This is a genomic window from Candidatus Pantoea communis, assembly GCF_011752685.1.
GTDB classification, from domain to species: domain Bacteria; phylum Pseudomonadota; class Gammaproteobacteria; order Enterobacterales; family Enterobacteriaceae; genus Pantoea; species Pantoea communis.
On the sequence record NZ_VWXC01000007.1, the window covers coordinates 1 to 13,655 of the forward strand.

16 protein-coding genes are annotated in these 13,655 nt (G+C 55.8%); 12 read left to right on the top strand and 4 right to left on the bottom strand.

All coding sequences use genetic code 11. The features are described from left to right. Positions 1-159: 159 nt before the first annotated feature. Entirely contained in the window at positions 160-708 is a 549-nt protein-coding gene (yjgA, locus tag F3J37_RS10890) for a ribosome biogenesis factor YjgA (protein ID WP_034829237.1), read from the bottom strand. 115 nt (positions 709-823) lie between these two features. Between yjgA and pmbA the strand changes: the two genes are divergently transcribed. The 11 genes from pmbA (at position 824) to F3J37_RS10945 (ending at position 10,542) form a co-directional block, all read left to right on the top strand. Next, positions 824-2,164, top strand: a complete 1,341-nt coding sequence (gene pmbA / locus F3J37_RS10895) for a metalloprotease PmbA (RefSeq protein ID WP_166933391.1) — start codon at positions 824-826, stop codon at positions 2,162-2,164. Between the two features lie 194 nt (positions 2,165-2,358). Continuing rightward, a complete protein-coding gene (gene cybC, locus F3J37_RS10900; protein WP_038644492.1) occupies positions 2,359-2,745 on the top strand; it encodes a cytochrome b562 in 387 nt (128 codons plus the stop codon). Positions 2,746-2,999: 254 nt separating this feature from the next. Further along, on the top strand, positions 3,000-3,338 hold the full coding sequence (locus tag F3J37_RS10905) for a glycine dehydrogenase (protein WP_034829231.1): 339 nt from the start codon (positions 3,000-3,002) through the stop codon (positions 3,336-3,338). Between the two features lie 17 nt (positions 3,339-3,355). Then, on the top strand, positions 3,356-3,712 hold the full coding sequence (locus F3J37_RS10910; RefSeq protein WP_009087404.1) for an SFCGS family glycine-rich protein: 357 nt from the start codon (positions 3,356-3,358) through the stop codon (positions 3,710-3,712). Positions 3,713-3,714: 2 nt separating this feature from the next. Beyond that, positions 3,715-4,014: a DUF4312 family protein gene (locus tag F3J37_RS10915; protein WP_034829228.1), complete on the top strand. Its 300-nt coding sequence runs from the start codon at positions 3,715-3,717 to the stop codon at positions 4,012-4,014. Positions 4,015-4,039: 25 nt separating this feature from the next. Beyond that, a complete protein-coding gene (locus tag F3J37_RS10920; RefSeq protein WP_034829226.1) occupies positions 4,040-4,816 on the top strand; it encodes a DUF4311 domain-containing protein in 777 nt (258 codons plus the stop codon). Positions 4,817-4,828: 12 nt separating this feature from the next. Further along, positions 4,829-5,476: a DUF4310 family protein gene (locus tag F3J37_RS10925; protein ID WP_166933393.1), complete on the top strand. Its 648-nt coding sequence runs from the start codon at positions 4,829-4,831 to the stop codon at positions 5,474-5,476. A 158-nt stretch (positions 5,477-5,634) separates the two neighbouring features. After that, the gene (locus F3J37_RS10930) at positions 5,635-6,768 is read left to right on the top strand and encodes an amidohydrolase/deacetylase family metallohydrolase (RefSeq protein ID WP_166933395.1); all 1,134 of its coding nucleotides are present in this window, start codon (positions 5,635-5,637) and stop codon (positions 6,766-6,768) included. Continuing rightward, positions 6,752-7,873: a DgaE family pyridoxal phosphate-dependent ammonia lyase gene (locus F3J37_RS10935; RefSeq protein WP_166933396.1), complete on the top strand. Its 1,122-nt coding sequence runs from the start codon at positions 6,752-6,754 to the stop codon at positions 7,871-7,873. The genes F3J37_RS10930 and F3J37_RS10935 overlap by 17 nt, the downstream gene beginning before the upstream one ends. Further along, positions 7,870-8,607: a 2-dehydro-3-deoxy-phosphogluconate aldolase gene (gene dagF / locus F3J37_RS10940; protein WP_038644502.1), complete on the top strand. Its 738-nt coding sequence runs from the start codon at positions 7,870-7,872 to the stop codon at positions 8,605-8,607. Before F3J37_RS10935 ends, dagF begins: the two co-directional genes overlap by 4 nt. Before the next feature lie 24 nt (positions 8,608-8,631). After that, the gene (locus F3J37_RS10945) at positions 8,632-10,542 is read left to right on the top strand and encodes a BglG family transcription antiterminator (RefSeq protein ID WP_166933398.1); all 1,911 of its coding nucleotides are present in this window, start codon (positions 8,632-8,634) and stop codon (positions 10,540-10,542) included. Between the two features lie 130 nt (positions 10,543-10,672). On the opposite strand, the gene F3J37_RS10950 is transcribed toward F3J37_RS10945, so the two are convergent. Further along, positions 10,673-11,575 (bottom strand): LysR family transcriptional regulator, encoded by a 903-nt coding sequence (locus F3J37_RS10950; protein ID WP_034829216.1) that lies wholly within the window; start codon positions 11,573-11,575, stop codon positions 10,673-10,675. Between the two features lie 129 nt (positions 11,576-11,704). Between F3J37_RS10950 and F3J37_RS10955 the strand changes: the two genes are divergently transcribed. Continuing rightward, positions 11,705-12,406: a pirin family protein gene (locus F3J37_RS10955; RefSeq protein ID WP_166933400.1), complete on the top strand. Its 702-nt coding sequence runs from the start codon at positions 11,705-11,707 to the stop codon at positions 12,404-12,406. A 70-nt stretch (positions 12,407-12,476) separates the two neighbouring features. On the opposite strand, the gene dolP is transcribed toward F3J37_RS10955, so the two are convergent. Next, positions 12,477-13,049, bottom strand: a complete 573-nt coding sequence (gene dolP / locus F3J37_RS10960) for a division/outer membrane stress-associated lipid-binding lipoprotein (protein ID WP_034829213.1) — start codon at positions 13,047-13,049, stop codon at positions 12,477-12,479. Positions 13,050-13,063: 14 nt separating this feature from the next. Further along, the gene (gene diaA, locus F3J37_RS10965; RefSeq protein WP_034829211.1) at positions 13,064-13,651 is read right to left on the bottom strand and encodes a DnaA initiator-associating protein DiaA; all 588 of its coding nucleotides are present in this window, start codon (positions 13,649-13,651) and stop codon (positions 13,064-13,066) included. Positions 13,652-13,655: the final 4 nt, after the last annotated feature.

The following is a 13,655-nucleotide window of genomic DNA, read 5'->3' on the forward strand; positions in this document are numbered from 1 at the left end:
TGGCGATGGCGCCAGGGCTGGTGCTGCCGGAAAGAAGAGTGCGGCATTACCCAAGGGCGGTAAAAAAGAGGCCACAACGTTATCCGTTGCGGCCTCCATTAAGATCTTAACTGACAAGCATTACGCCCACTGGCGACCCTTTTTATGCACGCGGCAAACTTACGCCTCTGCCAGCTCACGCAGATACTGGAAGATCTGACGGGTGGCTTTCGGTGGTTTGTTAGCGGCTTTCTCTTTCTGCGCATTACGGATCATGGTACGCAGCTGCTGGCGATCGGCCTGCGGATAGAGGTTAATCACTTCTGCGATCGCATCATCGCCTTTCTCGATCATGCGATCGCGCAGTTGCTCGAGTTTATGGAACAGCGCCACCTGCTGGTTATGGCGGTTCTTCAGCTTATCCAGTGCCTGACGAATCGGATCTTCATCGCGCGCGCGCAACATCTTACCGATCAGCTGCAACTGGCGGCGACGGCCTTCCTTTTTAATACGCTGTGCCAGCTCAATGGCGGCACGCAGATCATCGTCGAGTGGAATTTTGTCGAGGGAGTTTTTCCCCAGATCAACTAACTCGGCGCCCAGGCGTTTCAGCTCTTCGGCGTCGCGTTTAATTTCGCTTTTGCTGACCCAGATAATCTCTTCGTCTTCATCTTCTTCGTTTTGATTATCTGGCACATCGTCGAGCCAGTCATCGGGCTGCTTGGTCATCTCTTGGCTCCCTAAAAAAAGAGGCTAATCCTACCAGTTTATCGGGCGACTGCGAAATTGTTCTCTGAGTCTGATAGACTCAATAAATTCATACTTAAGATTAGACGGCAGGTCGATGAACGTATCTACTCAGGTTGCAGAACAACGTAAAGTGTTAGAACAGGCTGTCGCGCAGGCGCTGGAACTGGCGAAAGCCAGCACTGATGGAGCAGAAGTCGCGGTGACCAAAACCACCGGCATCGGCGTCAGTACCCGCTATGGCGAAGTGGAAAACGTCGAATTCAACAGCGATGGTGCACTTGGCATCACCGTCTATCATCAGAACCGCAAAGGCAGTGCTTCTTCAACCGACCTCAGCCCGGATGCGATTAAACGCACCGTGCAGGCGGCGATCGACATTGCGCGTTACACCTCGGTTGATCCTTTTGGTGCCCCGGCTGATCCCGATCTGCTGGCATTTGAAGCGCCGGATCTCGATCTTTACCATCCGTGGGAGATCGATGCCGATCGCGCTATCGAATGGGCTGCACAGGCCGAACAGACGTCGCTGCAGGCTGACAAGCGCATTACCAATACCGAAGGCGGCAGCTTCAACAGCCACGTCGGCATCAAAGTGTTCGGTAACAGCCACGGCATGTTGCAGAGCTACTGCTCCAGCCGCCATTCGCTCTCCAGCTGTGTGATTGCCGAGCAGGATGGCAACATGGAGCGCGATTACGCCTACACCATCGGCCGTTCCATTGACGATCTGCAAACTGCGGATTGGGTGGGACAAGAGTGCGCACGTCGCGTGCTATCCCGTTTAGCGCCGCGCAAGCTGCCAACCATGAAAGCGCCGGTGATCTTCGCGCCGGAAGTGGCGACGGGTCTGTTTGGTCATCTGGTCGGCATGATCAGCGGCGGTAGCGTCTATCGCAAAGCGACCTTCCTGCTGGATTCACTCGGCAAACAGATTTTGCCTGAGTGGCTGACGATTGAAGAGAAGCCGCACCTGCTGAAAGGGCTGGCGTCTACGCCGTTCGACAGCGAAGGCGTGCGTACCCAGGCGCGTGACATCATCAAAGATGGCGTGCTGCAAAACTGGCTGCTGACCAGCTATTCGGCACGCAAGCTTGGCCTGCAGAGCACCGGCCATGCCGGCGGCATTCACAACTGGCGCATTGCAGGGCAGGGACATAGCTTTGAAGATATGCTGAAGCAGATGGGCCGTGGTTTAGTGGTCACCGAAATGATGGGCTCCAGTGTCAGCGCCATGACCGGTGATTACTCACGCGGTGCATCAGGCTTCTGGGTTGAGAACGGTGAAATCCAATATCCTGTGAGCGAGATCACAATTGCGGGCAACCTCAAGGATATGTGGCTCAATATGGTAACGCTCGGTAACGACATTGAAACGCGCAGCAATATACAATGCGGTTCGGTGCTGCTGCCGGAGATGAAAATCGCCGGACAATAAAGACATCGCTTCATGAAAGCAGCCCGCAAGGCTGCTTTTTTTTTAGCCCGACAATAATACCCCTAAATAATTTGCGTGACAGAAAGGCGGCAAGTGAATGAATCCTCAGGGCATTACATCAGTAAGTGACTGAGGTGAGTGAGCGTAGCCAACGTGTCTGGAACCTGAAATATGACGGGAAATAAGGAATATTTATGCGTAAGCATGTGATTGCAATGTTGTCTCTCTCACTGTTGTTCTCCTCGGCTAGCGTATTCGCCGCTGACCTGAAGAGTGATATGGATACCCTGAAAGATGGCCTGAGCGTGGTGAAGAAAACCTCTGATGCTCAGGAAATGCAAACCGCGCTCGGCAAGATGCGCCAGGCGGCGGAGGATGCTAAAAAATCCACGCCGGAAAAACTGGAAGGTCAGGCTGCCGATAGCGCCCAGATTAAGGATTATCACGCCGGTCTTGATTCTCTGATTGCGCAGATTGATGTCGTCGATCAGTTGGCGAAAGCCAACAAGCTCGACGAAGCCAAAACTGAAGCGAAGAAGTTGGAAGATATTCGTAACGCCAACCATAAGAAATTCCGCTGATAACCCGGCCAGCCCTGTGGCTGGCCTTATCTCCTCTCGCATTCCCTCCGTTTAAACGCATCGATTTCCGGCATAACCCCCATTTTTGTGACCTGTTTCGCACACTTCATGCGTAGTGCGATCTGGCGCACACACGCCCGTGGGATTTCCACTTTGAGGTGGAAAAGATGCGTCTCCACAGCCTGAAGCGGAAAGCGTAATTTCTTTCTAACGCGAATTATCTCTAATTATCCGCAGTAAACAGGAGTAGCAAGGTGAGGAGTGAAGCTGTCCCGCTGAAACCGAGTACGCCAGAAGCCATTCAGGCGTTGGCGGATAACACGTTGAAGCAGATTGCGGCGATCTACGCCGCGCACCACATCGAAGCCAATGCCGTGCAGCAGCAGATGCTGGCCTCGCATGTACGGGCGATGGCAGCGCGTTCCCTCACGGGAGAAGCCTTGCCGGAAGTGGAAGCCGAACTGTTTGAAGATATCTCGCCAGAAACCATGGCGCTGGCACAGCAGGTGGTCGATCTGTTTGGCAATCTGCCCAAAGAAGAAGCCTGGTTGTTATCGGTGCATATCGAAGTGGCGAAATCCAACGAAGCATAAATCGAGAGGAATTGAACATGGTAACAGTCGTGATTGGTGATCGTCTGGGTAAAGGTCAGAAAGTCGCAGCAGGGATTGAGAAAGCAGGCGGCCGTGCCGTGGTGGTGCCGGGCGTCGCAGCGGATATGAAGCTGGGCGATGTGATGAAAGCGGAAAACGCCGATTTCGGCATCTCCTTCTGCGGCAGCGGCGGCGCGGGTGCCATCACTGCACAGAACAAATATGGCTACAAAGCCAAACACGGTATGCGTTCGATTGATGAAGGCGTGACTGCCATTAACGAAGGCGCCACCGTGCTGGGCTTTGGCTTTATGGATAAAGAAGAGCTGGGTGAACGTCTGGTGCAGGCCTGGAATAAAAAACACGGCAGCTAAGCATGAAACAGCAATACGAGACGCAGGTCACGGTGCAGGGCAAAGGCGACAGCAAAGCGAAAGCCTTTTCCGATGCACTGAGCAAGGTGCAGCAGCAAGTGCTGCGCACCAGCCAAAAGATTCTGTTGCGCATTGAACCCATAGATGTGCGGGTGCTGCGCGCGCAGGAGAGCGTACGCACAGAGAAGTTCTTGTTCTTCTTTCTGGCGCGCGAACGACGGAATTACAGCGTCGAGCTGGAAATCACCGTCAGCGTCACCGTGATCGACACCGATAAGGTGGATTTCATCGCGACGAAATAAAAACGACAACAAAGGGTACAACAACATGTTTTTAATCATTTTGTTTAAGTCGTTGATCATTGGTGGATTGGTTGGCGTTGGGGTAGGAGCGGGCGCAGCGCGCATGTTCCACGCACCGACCACCCAGGGTATGGGCGCGTTTCGTACCTTGGGTGAACTCAATTCCTGTGAAGGCGATCCTGCATCGCACTTCTCCTTTGGTCTTGGCTTCTTCTTTAACGCCTGGGCATCGTCTGTGGCGGCAGGCTCCTTCACACAGGACGTTGACCACCGCATTCTGCCCAACTGGGGCGCGGCTGCGTTGATGGTGAAAAATCGTAACGTCGCGGAAACCCTGCACAACCCGAAACGCATGGCGATTGCCTGCGGCATCATCGGCATGATCGTGGTGGCGTTCCTCAACAGTACCGCTTCTGCGGTGCCAGCGGCATTACAGGTTACGGCGGTTAAAGTGCTGGTACCGGCGGCCAACCTGCTGGTGAACACCGTGATGCCGGTGATCTTCTGGCTGGCAGCGATTGATGCCGGTAAGAAATCCGGTTTCTGGGCGACCATCTTTGGTGGTCTGGCGCAGTTGATCATGGGCAATGCCGTACCGGGTCTGGTGCTGGGTATCCTGATTGGTAAAGGCGTGGAAGAGAGCGGCTGGAACAAAGTCACCAAAGTGATGATGTTCGCGATTGTGCTGCTGTTCGCTCTGAGCGGCTTCTTCCGTGGTTTCGACATGAAACTGCTGCAATCCTTCCAACTTGGCATTCCTGGCTGGCTGGACATGATTCACAACAGCCTGAGCGGCAAATAAGGAGCCTTGAGAATGAACGAGACCGAAAACAAAGGGTTCTGGTACGCCGACTGGTCTTTCCCGATCTTTGTTGGCCTGCTGTCCACCGGGGTGTTTGCCGGTACGCACATGTACTACCTGTACGGCATTGGCGCGTTTAACGAAGTGGCGTTTGTTTCAATGCTGCGTTCCGGCATGGAAACCGGCGTGTATGGCGCGGTGGCGGCGTTTGGTGCCAGCTTCCTGTTTGCTCGCATCATCGAGGGTTCGCTGGTCGGGATTCTGGATATTGGCGGTGCGATTCAAACCGGTGTCGGGCTGGGCGTTCCGGCTTTGCTGCTGGGCGCGGGCATTGTGTTCCCGGTGGCAAACTTTGCCGCATCACTGGCAACGGGTCTGGTGGTGGGTTTAGCGATCGGTTATCTGATTATCCTGGCGCGTAAGTTCACCATCAATCAGAGCGATTCCACCTACGGTGCGGACGTGATGATGGGCGCAGGTAATGCATCGGGTCGCTTCCTTGGGCCGTTGATTATCCTGTCTGCGATGGCGGCATCGATTCCGATTGGCATCGGTTCGCTGGTGGGTGCGTTGTTGTTTTATCTGTGGAACAAACCGATCACCGGTGGCGCGATTTTAGGTGCTATGGCGTTAGGCGCGATGTTCCCGGTTTCGCTGTAAAGCTGTTTCCGATTTAACGGTCGCCCTTCACGGCGACCCTACGATTGAACAGCGCATTCTGTGGGGGGGTATTGATGCCCCCGCACAGATGTGATGCAGATTCCGAAGGGTGCGTATTCATGTGCACCAGGCTGAATGCAGGTTGTTAAGGAGTAAATATGTTTGATCTGATTCTGCGCCGCGCGCGTTTGTGCGACGAACAGCTGGTGGATATCGCCATCCAGCACGGCAAGATTGCTGCGGTCGGCGACGTCAGCGGTTCAGCTCAGCAGGAGCGCGATTTAGCAGGGCGCTACTACGTCAGTGCGGGTTGGATCGACAGCCACGTGCACTGCTATCCCAAATCCCCGATTTATCACGATGAAGCCGATGCGATTGGGATGGCGCAGGGCGTCACTACCGTGGTTGATGCAGGCAGCACCGGCGCGGATCATATCGACGATTTCTATCAGCTCACCCGTTCCGCCACCACTGAAGTACGCGCGCTGATCAACATCTCACGCACCGGCATCATCACCCAGAACGAACTGGCGGATATGGCGCAAATCGACGGTGATGCGGTGGTGCAGGCGGTGAAACGTCGCCCGGACTTTATCGTGGGATTAAAAGCGCGCATGAGCAGCAGCGTGGTGGGTGAAAATGGCATTCAGCCGCTGATTCGCGCCAAAGCCATTCAACAGGCGGCGGGAAATCTGCCGCTGATGGTGCACATCGGCAACAACCCGCCGGTGCTGGAAGAGATCGCCGATTTGCTCACCTCCGGTGACATCATCACTCACTGCTTCAACGGCAAACCCAACCGCATTCTGTCGCCGCAGGGCGAACTGAAAGCCGCGGTGAAAAATGCCATCGCGCGCGGCGTGAAGCTGGATATCGGCCATGGTAGTGCCAGCTTCAGCTTTGAAGTGGCCCGTCAGGCCATCGCGCAGGGTATTCTGCCCGACACCATTAGCTCGGACATTTACTGTCGCAACCGCATCAACGGCCCGGTACATAGCCTGGCGCATGTGATGTCGAAATTCTTCAGCATTGGCATGACGCTGCCGCAGGTTATCGACTGCGTCACCGGTAATGCCGCTGCTGGCCTGCGCTTAGCGGGCAAAGGGCGCTTAACCGAAGGTTATGACGCCGACCTGACCATTTTTACCGTCAAAGAGGAAGCCCGCCCGTTCGTTGATGCTGAAGGCGAACGGGTTTTGGGTGAGCAACATTTGCTGCCGCTGGCCGTGGTTATCGCGGGTAAGTGGCATCTGACTGATGAAGGGAAAGCCAATCATGTCTTCGATTTATGAAAAATATGACCTGAAACAGGTCATCAATGCCTCCGGTCGTATGACCATTCTCGGTGTTTCAACCCCGTCTGCCGATGTGGTCGAGACCGTCAGCTACGGTTTGAATCACTATTTCGAGATCAAAGATCTGGTCAATAAAACCGGCGCGTATATCGCTAAACTGCTGGATGTCGAGAGCGCGGTGGTGGTCTCCTGCGCCTCTGCGGGCATCGCACAGAGCGTGGCGGCGGTGATCGTTAAAGATAACGACTGGCTGCTGGACAACCTGCATGCCGCGCCGCTGACCGTGCCGCACGATATCGTGGTGCCGAAAGGCCATAACGTGAACTTCGGTGCGCCGGTGGGGGCGATGGTGGCGCTGGGCGGCGGACGTCTGGTGGAAGCCGGCTACAGCAACGAATGTTCGCCAGAACAGCTGGCTGCGGCCATCACGCCAACCACGGCGGCGCTGCTTTACATCAAATCACACCACTGCGTGCAGAAGAGCCACCTGAGTGTGGAGCAGGCGGCGGTGGTCGCGCGTAAACACGGTATCCCGTTAATCGTGGATGCGGCAGCAGAAGAAGATCTGCAGTGCTACTACCAGATGGGCGCGGACCTGGTGATCTACAGCGGCGCCAAGGCGATCGAAGGGCCGACCAGCGGTCTGGTGATTGGCCGCACTCAGTACGTTGAGTGGGTAAAACGTCAGAGCAACGGCATTGGCCGCGCGATGAAAGTCGGTAAAGAGGGGATTCTCGGTCTGACGCAGGCGATTGAAAACTATCTGGTGCAGCCGAAAACCACCGGCGCTGAGATGGTCGCCAACATGACGCCGTTTATCGACAACCTCAATACGCTGAATGGTGTGTCCGCACGCGTGGTGTGGGATGCGGCGGGCCGCGATATCGCCCGTGCTGAGATCAAGTTCGATGAAGCCGTCACACAATGGCCAACCGGCGAGCTGGTGCAGGCGTTGAAAACCGGCGACATCGCTATCTACTTCCGTGGCTACAAGGCCAATGAAGGCATTATCGAAGCCGACGTGCGCAGCGTCAGCGCCGATCAGTTGCATATTATTTTTAGCCGTATCAAGGCGTTACTCAGCGGAGGAAAACGCGCATGAGTCTGAACCCGAATTTTTATCAGGGCCGTCTGTGCCTCAACGTGCTGGCCGGTTCTAAGCAAAACGCTAAAGAGATCTGGCAGGCCGCAGAAGGGCATGTGCTGGTGGGCGTCTTATCAAAAAATTACGCGAGCAATGAAGAAGCGATTGCCGATATGCGTGAGTACGCGGCACTGATCGACAACGCGCTGTCCGTCGGACTGGGCGCGGGCGATCCAAATCAGTCGGCGATGGTGAGTGAGATCTCAGCGGTGCTGCAACCGCAGCATGTTAACCAGGTATTTACCGGTGTCGCCACCAGCCGTGCCTTACTTGGTCAGAATCACACCGTGGTTAACGGCCTGATTTCACCAACCGGCACGCCGGGCCTGGTGAAAATCTCCACCGGACCGCGCAGCTCGCAACTGGAAGATGCGATTGTGCCGATCGACAGCGCCATCGCCATGCTGCAGGACATGGGCGGCAGCTCAGTGAAATACTTCCCGATGGGCGGCTTAAAAGCGGTGAATGAGTACCGTGCCGTTGCTGAAGCCTGTGCGCGTCACGACTTCTGGCTGGAACCGACCGGCGGCATCGATCTCAATAACTTCGAAGCCATTGTGCAGATTGCACTCGATGCGGGCGTCAGCAAAGTGATTCCACACGTCTATAGTTCGATCATCGACAGTGCCACTGGCGACACGCGCATTGACGATGTGCGTCAGCTTCTGGCAACGTGCAAGAAACTGCTGTAACAAACGAGTCACAGGTGAAGCTCCGTGAGATTTCCCAATCAGCGTCTGGCCCAACTTTTCGCTGCGCTGCAAAACGAAACGCTGCCGCAGGATGAGCTGGCGCGCCGCTTTTCTGTTTCAACGCGCACGGTGCGCACCGATATCACCGCGCTGAATGCGCTGCTGGAGCAACACGGCGCACAGTTCGTACTGGCGCGCGGCGCGGGATATCAGCTGAAGATCGACGATGTGGCGCTTTTTGACCGTCTGCAGGAAGAGAGCGCCGCGCCGCTGCGCGTGCCGCGCACTTCTCAGGATCGCGTACGCTATTTGCTCACGCGTTTTCTCACCGCCGCCTATTCACTCAAGCTGGAAGACCTGTCGGAAGAGTGGTTTGTCAGCCGCGCTACCCTGCAAAGTGATATGGCGGAAGTGCGCGAGTGGCTGGGCCGCTATCATCTGAATATCGAAACCAAGCCGCATTACGGCATGAAGTTGTTCGGCAGCGAAGCGGCGATCCGCACCTGCCTGACGGATTTGCTGTGGCAGATCGATCAGGAGATGCCGGACAGCCCGCTGTTGACGGTGGAAGCGCTGCACAGCGGTATCCTGACGCAGCTGGAGCCGCTGTTGCAGCACTGCTTTAATCAGTATGCGATTCGCCTGAGCGATGAGGGCGAGCGCTATCTGCAAATTTACTGTGCGGTGGCGGTGCGACGCATCAGTGAAGGTTTCCCGCTCAACGATCCCGGCGCAGAAGATGTCGGTGATGAGGTGCGCGAAGCCGCGCATCATCTGGTGAATCTGATGCAGCCGCTGGTCGGCAAACCGATCTCGCAGGCGGAAGAGAACTGGCTGCGCGTCAATATCGCCGCCCGGCAGATTCAGGCGCTGTCGCCCAGCACCATTAATGCTGATGACGCCGATGCGTTAGTCGATTACCTGCTGAACTACATCAACACCCATTACAACTACCGCTTGCAGCAGGATGAGCAGCTGCGGGCCGATCTGCTCACCCATATCAAAACTATGATTACCCGGGTGCGCTACCAGATTCACATCCCCAACCCGCTGCTGAGTAACATCAAACAGCACTATCCGATGGCCTATGACGTGACGCTGGCGGCGGTCACCAGCTGGGGAAAGTACACGCCGTACAGCATCAGCGAGAACGAAATCGGTTTTCTGGTGCTGCACATCGGTGTCGGGCTAGAGCGACATTACGATGTCGGCTATCAACGCCATCCGCAGGTGCTGCTGGTGTGCGACAGCGGCAACTCCACACTGCGCATGATTGAAGCGCTGCTGCTGCGTAAATACCCGCAGTTGGTGGTCACGGCACGTTTGTCGCAGCGTGATTACGAGATGCGCGAACACATTGACGAAGATTTCGTGATTTCCACCGTGCGCTTGAGTGAGAAGAATAAGCCGATTGCGGTGATGTCGCCGTTCCCGACCGAGTTCCAGCTGGAGCAGTTGGGTAAGCTGGTGCTGGTGGATCGCACACGGCCTTACATGCTGGAAAAATACTTCGATGCACAGCACTTTATGGTGCTGGATAAGCCGATGACGCAATCCGCGCTGTTCCGCGTGTTGTGCGATCAGCTGGAGTCAGAAGGCTGTGTGGATGCGGACTTTTATCCCTCCGTCGAAGAGCGAGAAGCGATTGTCAGCACCTTGCTCGGCGAAGGCATTGCGCTGCCACACTCACTGGGATTGCTGGCGAAGAAAACCGTGGTGTATACCGTGCTGGCGCCGCATGGCGTGAGCTGGGGTGATGAAACCGCTTCGGTGATTTTCCTGCTGGCGATCAGCAAAAGCGAATACGAAGAGGCGATGGCGATTTACGATCTGTTCGTCACCTTCCTGCGGGAGAGGGCGATGACCCGATTGCGCGATTGCGCGGATTTCGTCAGCTTTAAAGCGGTGGCGATCGATTGTCTGAGCCGGATGTGATCGTCAATCAGGGCGGCTTGAATATCGCCAAAACAATGTCCGGCATGAATTCCGCATTAAAATGTTTGGGATGAATGCCGCCATTACGATGTTCGGCGTTGGGGTGACATTTATCCCGTCCAGGTCTTAATCAACCGCGCTGCTTTGCCAGCAACCGCGGGATTTCACGCAGGCACCACGCCTTGGCTTCACCCATGCTATCGCGGCGCCACGCCATAATGATATCCACTTCACGGGTGTATTCGGCACTCACCACACGCAGACGGCCTTCGGCGATATCCTGTTCCACCATCGGATAAGGCATGGTAGCGACACCCAATCCTGCCAGCAGCGCTCGGCGTTTATCGTCCATGCTACTCACCGTCAGGCGTTGCTGTTTATCCAGCAGCTGCACCGTTAACACCGGGCGTTCGCGCGCGGTATCCGCCACCGCGATGCCGCGATACTTCACGCGCGTCACTTCAGACAGCGGCTCAGCTTCCTGATGAATCGGGTGATCCGGACTGGCCACGTAGACGCTCATAATGCTGTAGAGCTTACGGGTGTTGATCTCGGTTGATGCACGGAAATGCATATCAGGCGCTATCACGATGTCCGCGCGGCCCTGTTCAAGACGCTCCCAGGCACCGGCCAGCACTTCCGTCACCAGTGAAATCTGCGTGTTGGCTTTCTCCGCCAGCTTTTCAACGACAGGAAAAAGCAGATTGGTGGGGATCAGTGCTTCGGCCACAATGGTGAGATGGGTTTCCCAACCGCGAGCCAGCGCTTCGGCATCGGTGGTGAGTTTATCGGCCGCTTCCAGCAGCACGCGCCCACGCTCCAGTAGCATACGCCCGACATTGGTGAACTTGGTGCGATGGCCGGAGCGGTCAAACAGCACCACGTCCAGCTCTTCTTCCAGTTTCTGCATGGTGTAGCTCAATGCAGAGGGAACGCGGCCCAGTTCATCGGCTGCCGCAGCAAAGCTACCACGACGGTCGATAGCATCCATCACACGTAAAGCTTCGAGGGTTAACGCGCGGTCTTTTGCCATGCCGGTTCTCTGTCAGTAAATTTGAATATGCCAGGCAGATTAACTGGCTAACAATCCGGCGTCCAGCCTTTTACCATTAACGTATAAAGCCTGTGGTCGAATCTCACCGCAGTGCGTCGGAGGTAAATCATGATGACAACCCGCTGCGCGTCAGCATGTGGCCAGGCCGATTTCGGTTGGTTGCAGGCGCGATACAGTTTCTCTTTTGGCCACTATTTTGACCCGAAATTAATGGGCTACGCTTCATTGCGTGTGCTTAATCAGGAAGTGCTGGCACCCGGTGCGGCGTTCCAGCCACGCAGCTATCCGCAGGTGGATGTGCTGAACCTGGTGTTGCAGGGCGAAGCAGAGTACCGCGATAGCGAAGGTAACCACCTGATCGCGCGGGAAGGCGAAGCCATGCTGCTGTCGGCGCGGCAGGGCGTGAACTACAGTGAAATCAATATCAGCAAAGATCACCCGCTAACACGCATGCAACTGTGGCTGGCGGCCTGCCCGGATCGAGAGAATCCGCTGCTGCAGAAAATCACTGTGCCGCAGCAGACCCGTTTCTTGCTGGCCTCGCCAGACGGCGTTGATGGCAGCCTGCAACTGCGTCAGCAGGTGTGGGTGCATCAGGTCATCCTGGCACCGGGTGAACAGCATACGGTGAAGCTGAATGGCCCTCGCGCCTATCTGCAATCGATCCACGGTTCGTTGGATCTACAGGCAAGCAGCGCCAATCAGGAATTATTGAGCTGTGGTGACGGCGCGTTCTTAAGTGAAGAACAGCAGATTACGTTGCAGGCGAAAACGCCACTGCGTGCGCTGGTGATCGATTTACCGGCATAAAAAAGGCAGCCCGCTGAGGCTGCCCTTGTCTGTGGTCGGGGCGCAGCTGACTGCGCCCGTCAACTGCAGATTACTTCAGGATGGTGAACGCGGTCGTTACGTGTTTCACACCGCTCACACGACTGGCCACATCGGCCGCCGCAGTGGCTTCCTGTTGTGTCACCAGACCCAGCAGGAACACTTCACCGTTTTCCGTGGTCACTTTCACGTTCGATGATTTCACCTGATCGCTACCCAGCAGCTGTGAGCGGATTTTGGTGGTGATCCAGGTATCGGATGATGAGGTTCCGAGGCTCACTTTCTGGCCAGTGCGGATTTCGTTATACACCTCGGTGGCACCATCCACGCCCATGGCAATCTGCTTGGCGCGGCTCGCCAAATCAGCCGATGGTGATTGGCCGGTCAGCAGCACTTTGCCCTGATAAGCGGTGACCACGACGCGTGCCTGGTTTTTGATTTGTTCATCTTTAGCCAGTGCGTTACTGACACGCAGTTCCAGCGTACCATCATCCACTTGCGTACCTACGGTGCGCGGATCCGTTGCTGTTTTGGTCGCCACAGCGGCGCCGCCTGCCACAACGGCAACACAGCCTTGCAGCATCATGGCGGTTAAAAGAATGGCGACAGCGTTCAATGCTTTCATTTGAGCTCCTTCAGTCATTCCTGGTGTGGGAACAAAGTGTTATCAATCAAATCACACAGGCAGTTCAGCGTCAGCATATGCATCTCCTGAATGCGTGCGCTGCGATGTGACGGAATGCGAATTTCCACATCGTGCGGACCTAACAGGCCCGCCAGCTCACCGCCATCATGGCCGGTCAGCGCGACGATAGTCATATCGCGAGTCACCGCAGCTTCAACCGCTTTTACGATATCGCGGGTGTTGCCACGGGTTGAAATGGCCAGCAGCACATCACCGGCCTGACCAAGCGCGCGAACCTGCTTGGCATAAACTTCATCGTGGAGACGATCGTTGCCGATCGCCGTCAGCATGACATTATCGGCGCTCAGTGCCAGCGCAGGCAGGCTGGGGCGCTCGGTCTCAAAACGGTTAATCATACTGGCGGCAAAATGCTGAGCATTGGCCGATGAAGCACCGTTACCACAACTCAGGATTTTGTTACCGTTCAGCAGCGACTGCACCAGCGTCATAGCGGCGCGAGAAATCGCATCCGGCAGTGCCTCCGCAGCGGCGATTTGAGTCTGAATACTTTCGGTAAAACACGCTTTAATTCTGTCCTGCACAAGA

Coding starts and splice junctions, on each gene's coding strand:
- yjgA (WP_034829237.1), bottom strand. CDS start 708: ATGACCAAGCAGCCCGATGACTGGCTCGACGATGTGCCAGATAATCAA.
- pmbA (WP_166933391.1), top strand. CDS start 824: ATGAACGTATCTACTCAGGTTGCAGAACAACGTAAAGTGTTAGAACAG.
- cybC (WP_038644492.1), top strand. CDS start 2,359: ATGCGTAAGCATGTGATTGCAATGTTGTCTCTCTCACTGTTGTTCTCC.
- F3J37_RS10910 (WP_009087404.1), top strand. CDS start 3,356: ATGGTAACAGTCGTGATTGGTGATCGTCTGGGTAAAGGTCAGAAAGTC.
- F3J37_RS10915 (WP_034829228.1), top strand. CDS start 3,715: ATGAAACAGCAATACGAGACGCAGGTCACGGTGCAGGGCAAAGGCGAC.
- F3J37_RS10920 (WP_034829226.1), top strand. CDS start 4,040: ATGTTTTTAATCATTTTGTTTAAGTCGTTGATCATTGGTGGATTGGTT.
- F3J37_RS10925 (WP_166933393.1), top strand. CDS start 4,829: ATGAACGAGACCGAAAACAAAGGGTTCTGGTACGCCGACTGGTCTTTC.
- F3J37_RS10930 (WP_166933395.1), top strand. CDS start 5,635: ATGTTTGATCTGATTCTGCGCCGCGCGCGTTTGTGCGACGAACAGCTG.
- F3J37_RS10935 (WP_166933396.1), top strand. CDS start 6,752: ATGTCTTCGATTTATGAAAAATATGACCTGAAACAGGTCATCAATGCC.
- dagF (WP_038644502.1), top strand. CDS start 7,870: ATGAGTCTGAACCCGAATTTTTATCAGGGCCGTCTGTGCCTCAACGTG.
- F3J37_RS10950 (WP_034829216.1), bottom strand. CDS start 11,575: ATGGCAAAAGACCGCGCGTTAACCCTCGAAGCTTTACGTGTGATGGAT.
- F3J37_RS10955 (WP_166933400.1), top strand. CDS start 11,705: ATGATGACAACCCGCTGCGCGTCAGCATGTGGCCAGGCCGATTTCGGT.
- dolP (WP_034829213.1), bottom strand. CDS start 13,049: ATGAAAGCATTGAACGCTGTCGCCATTCTTTTAACCGCCATGATGCTG.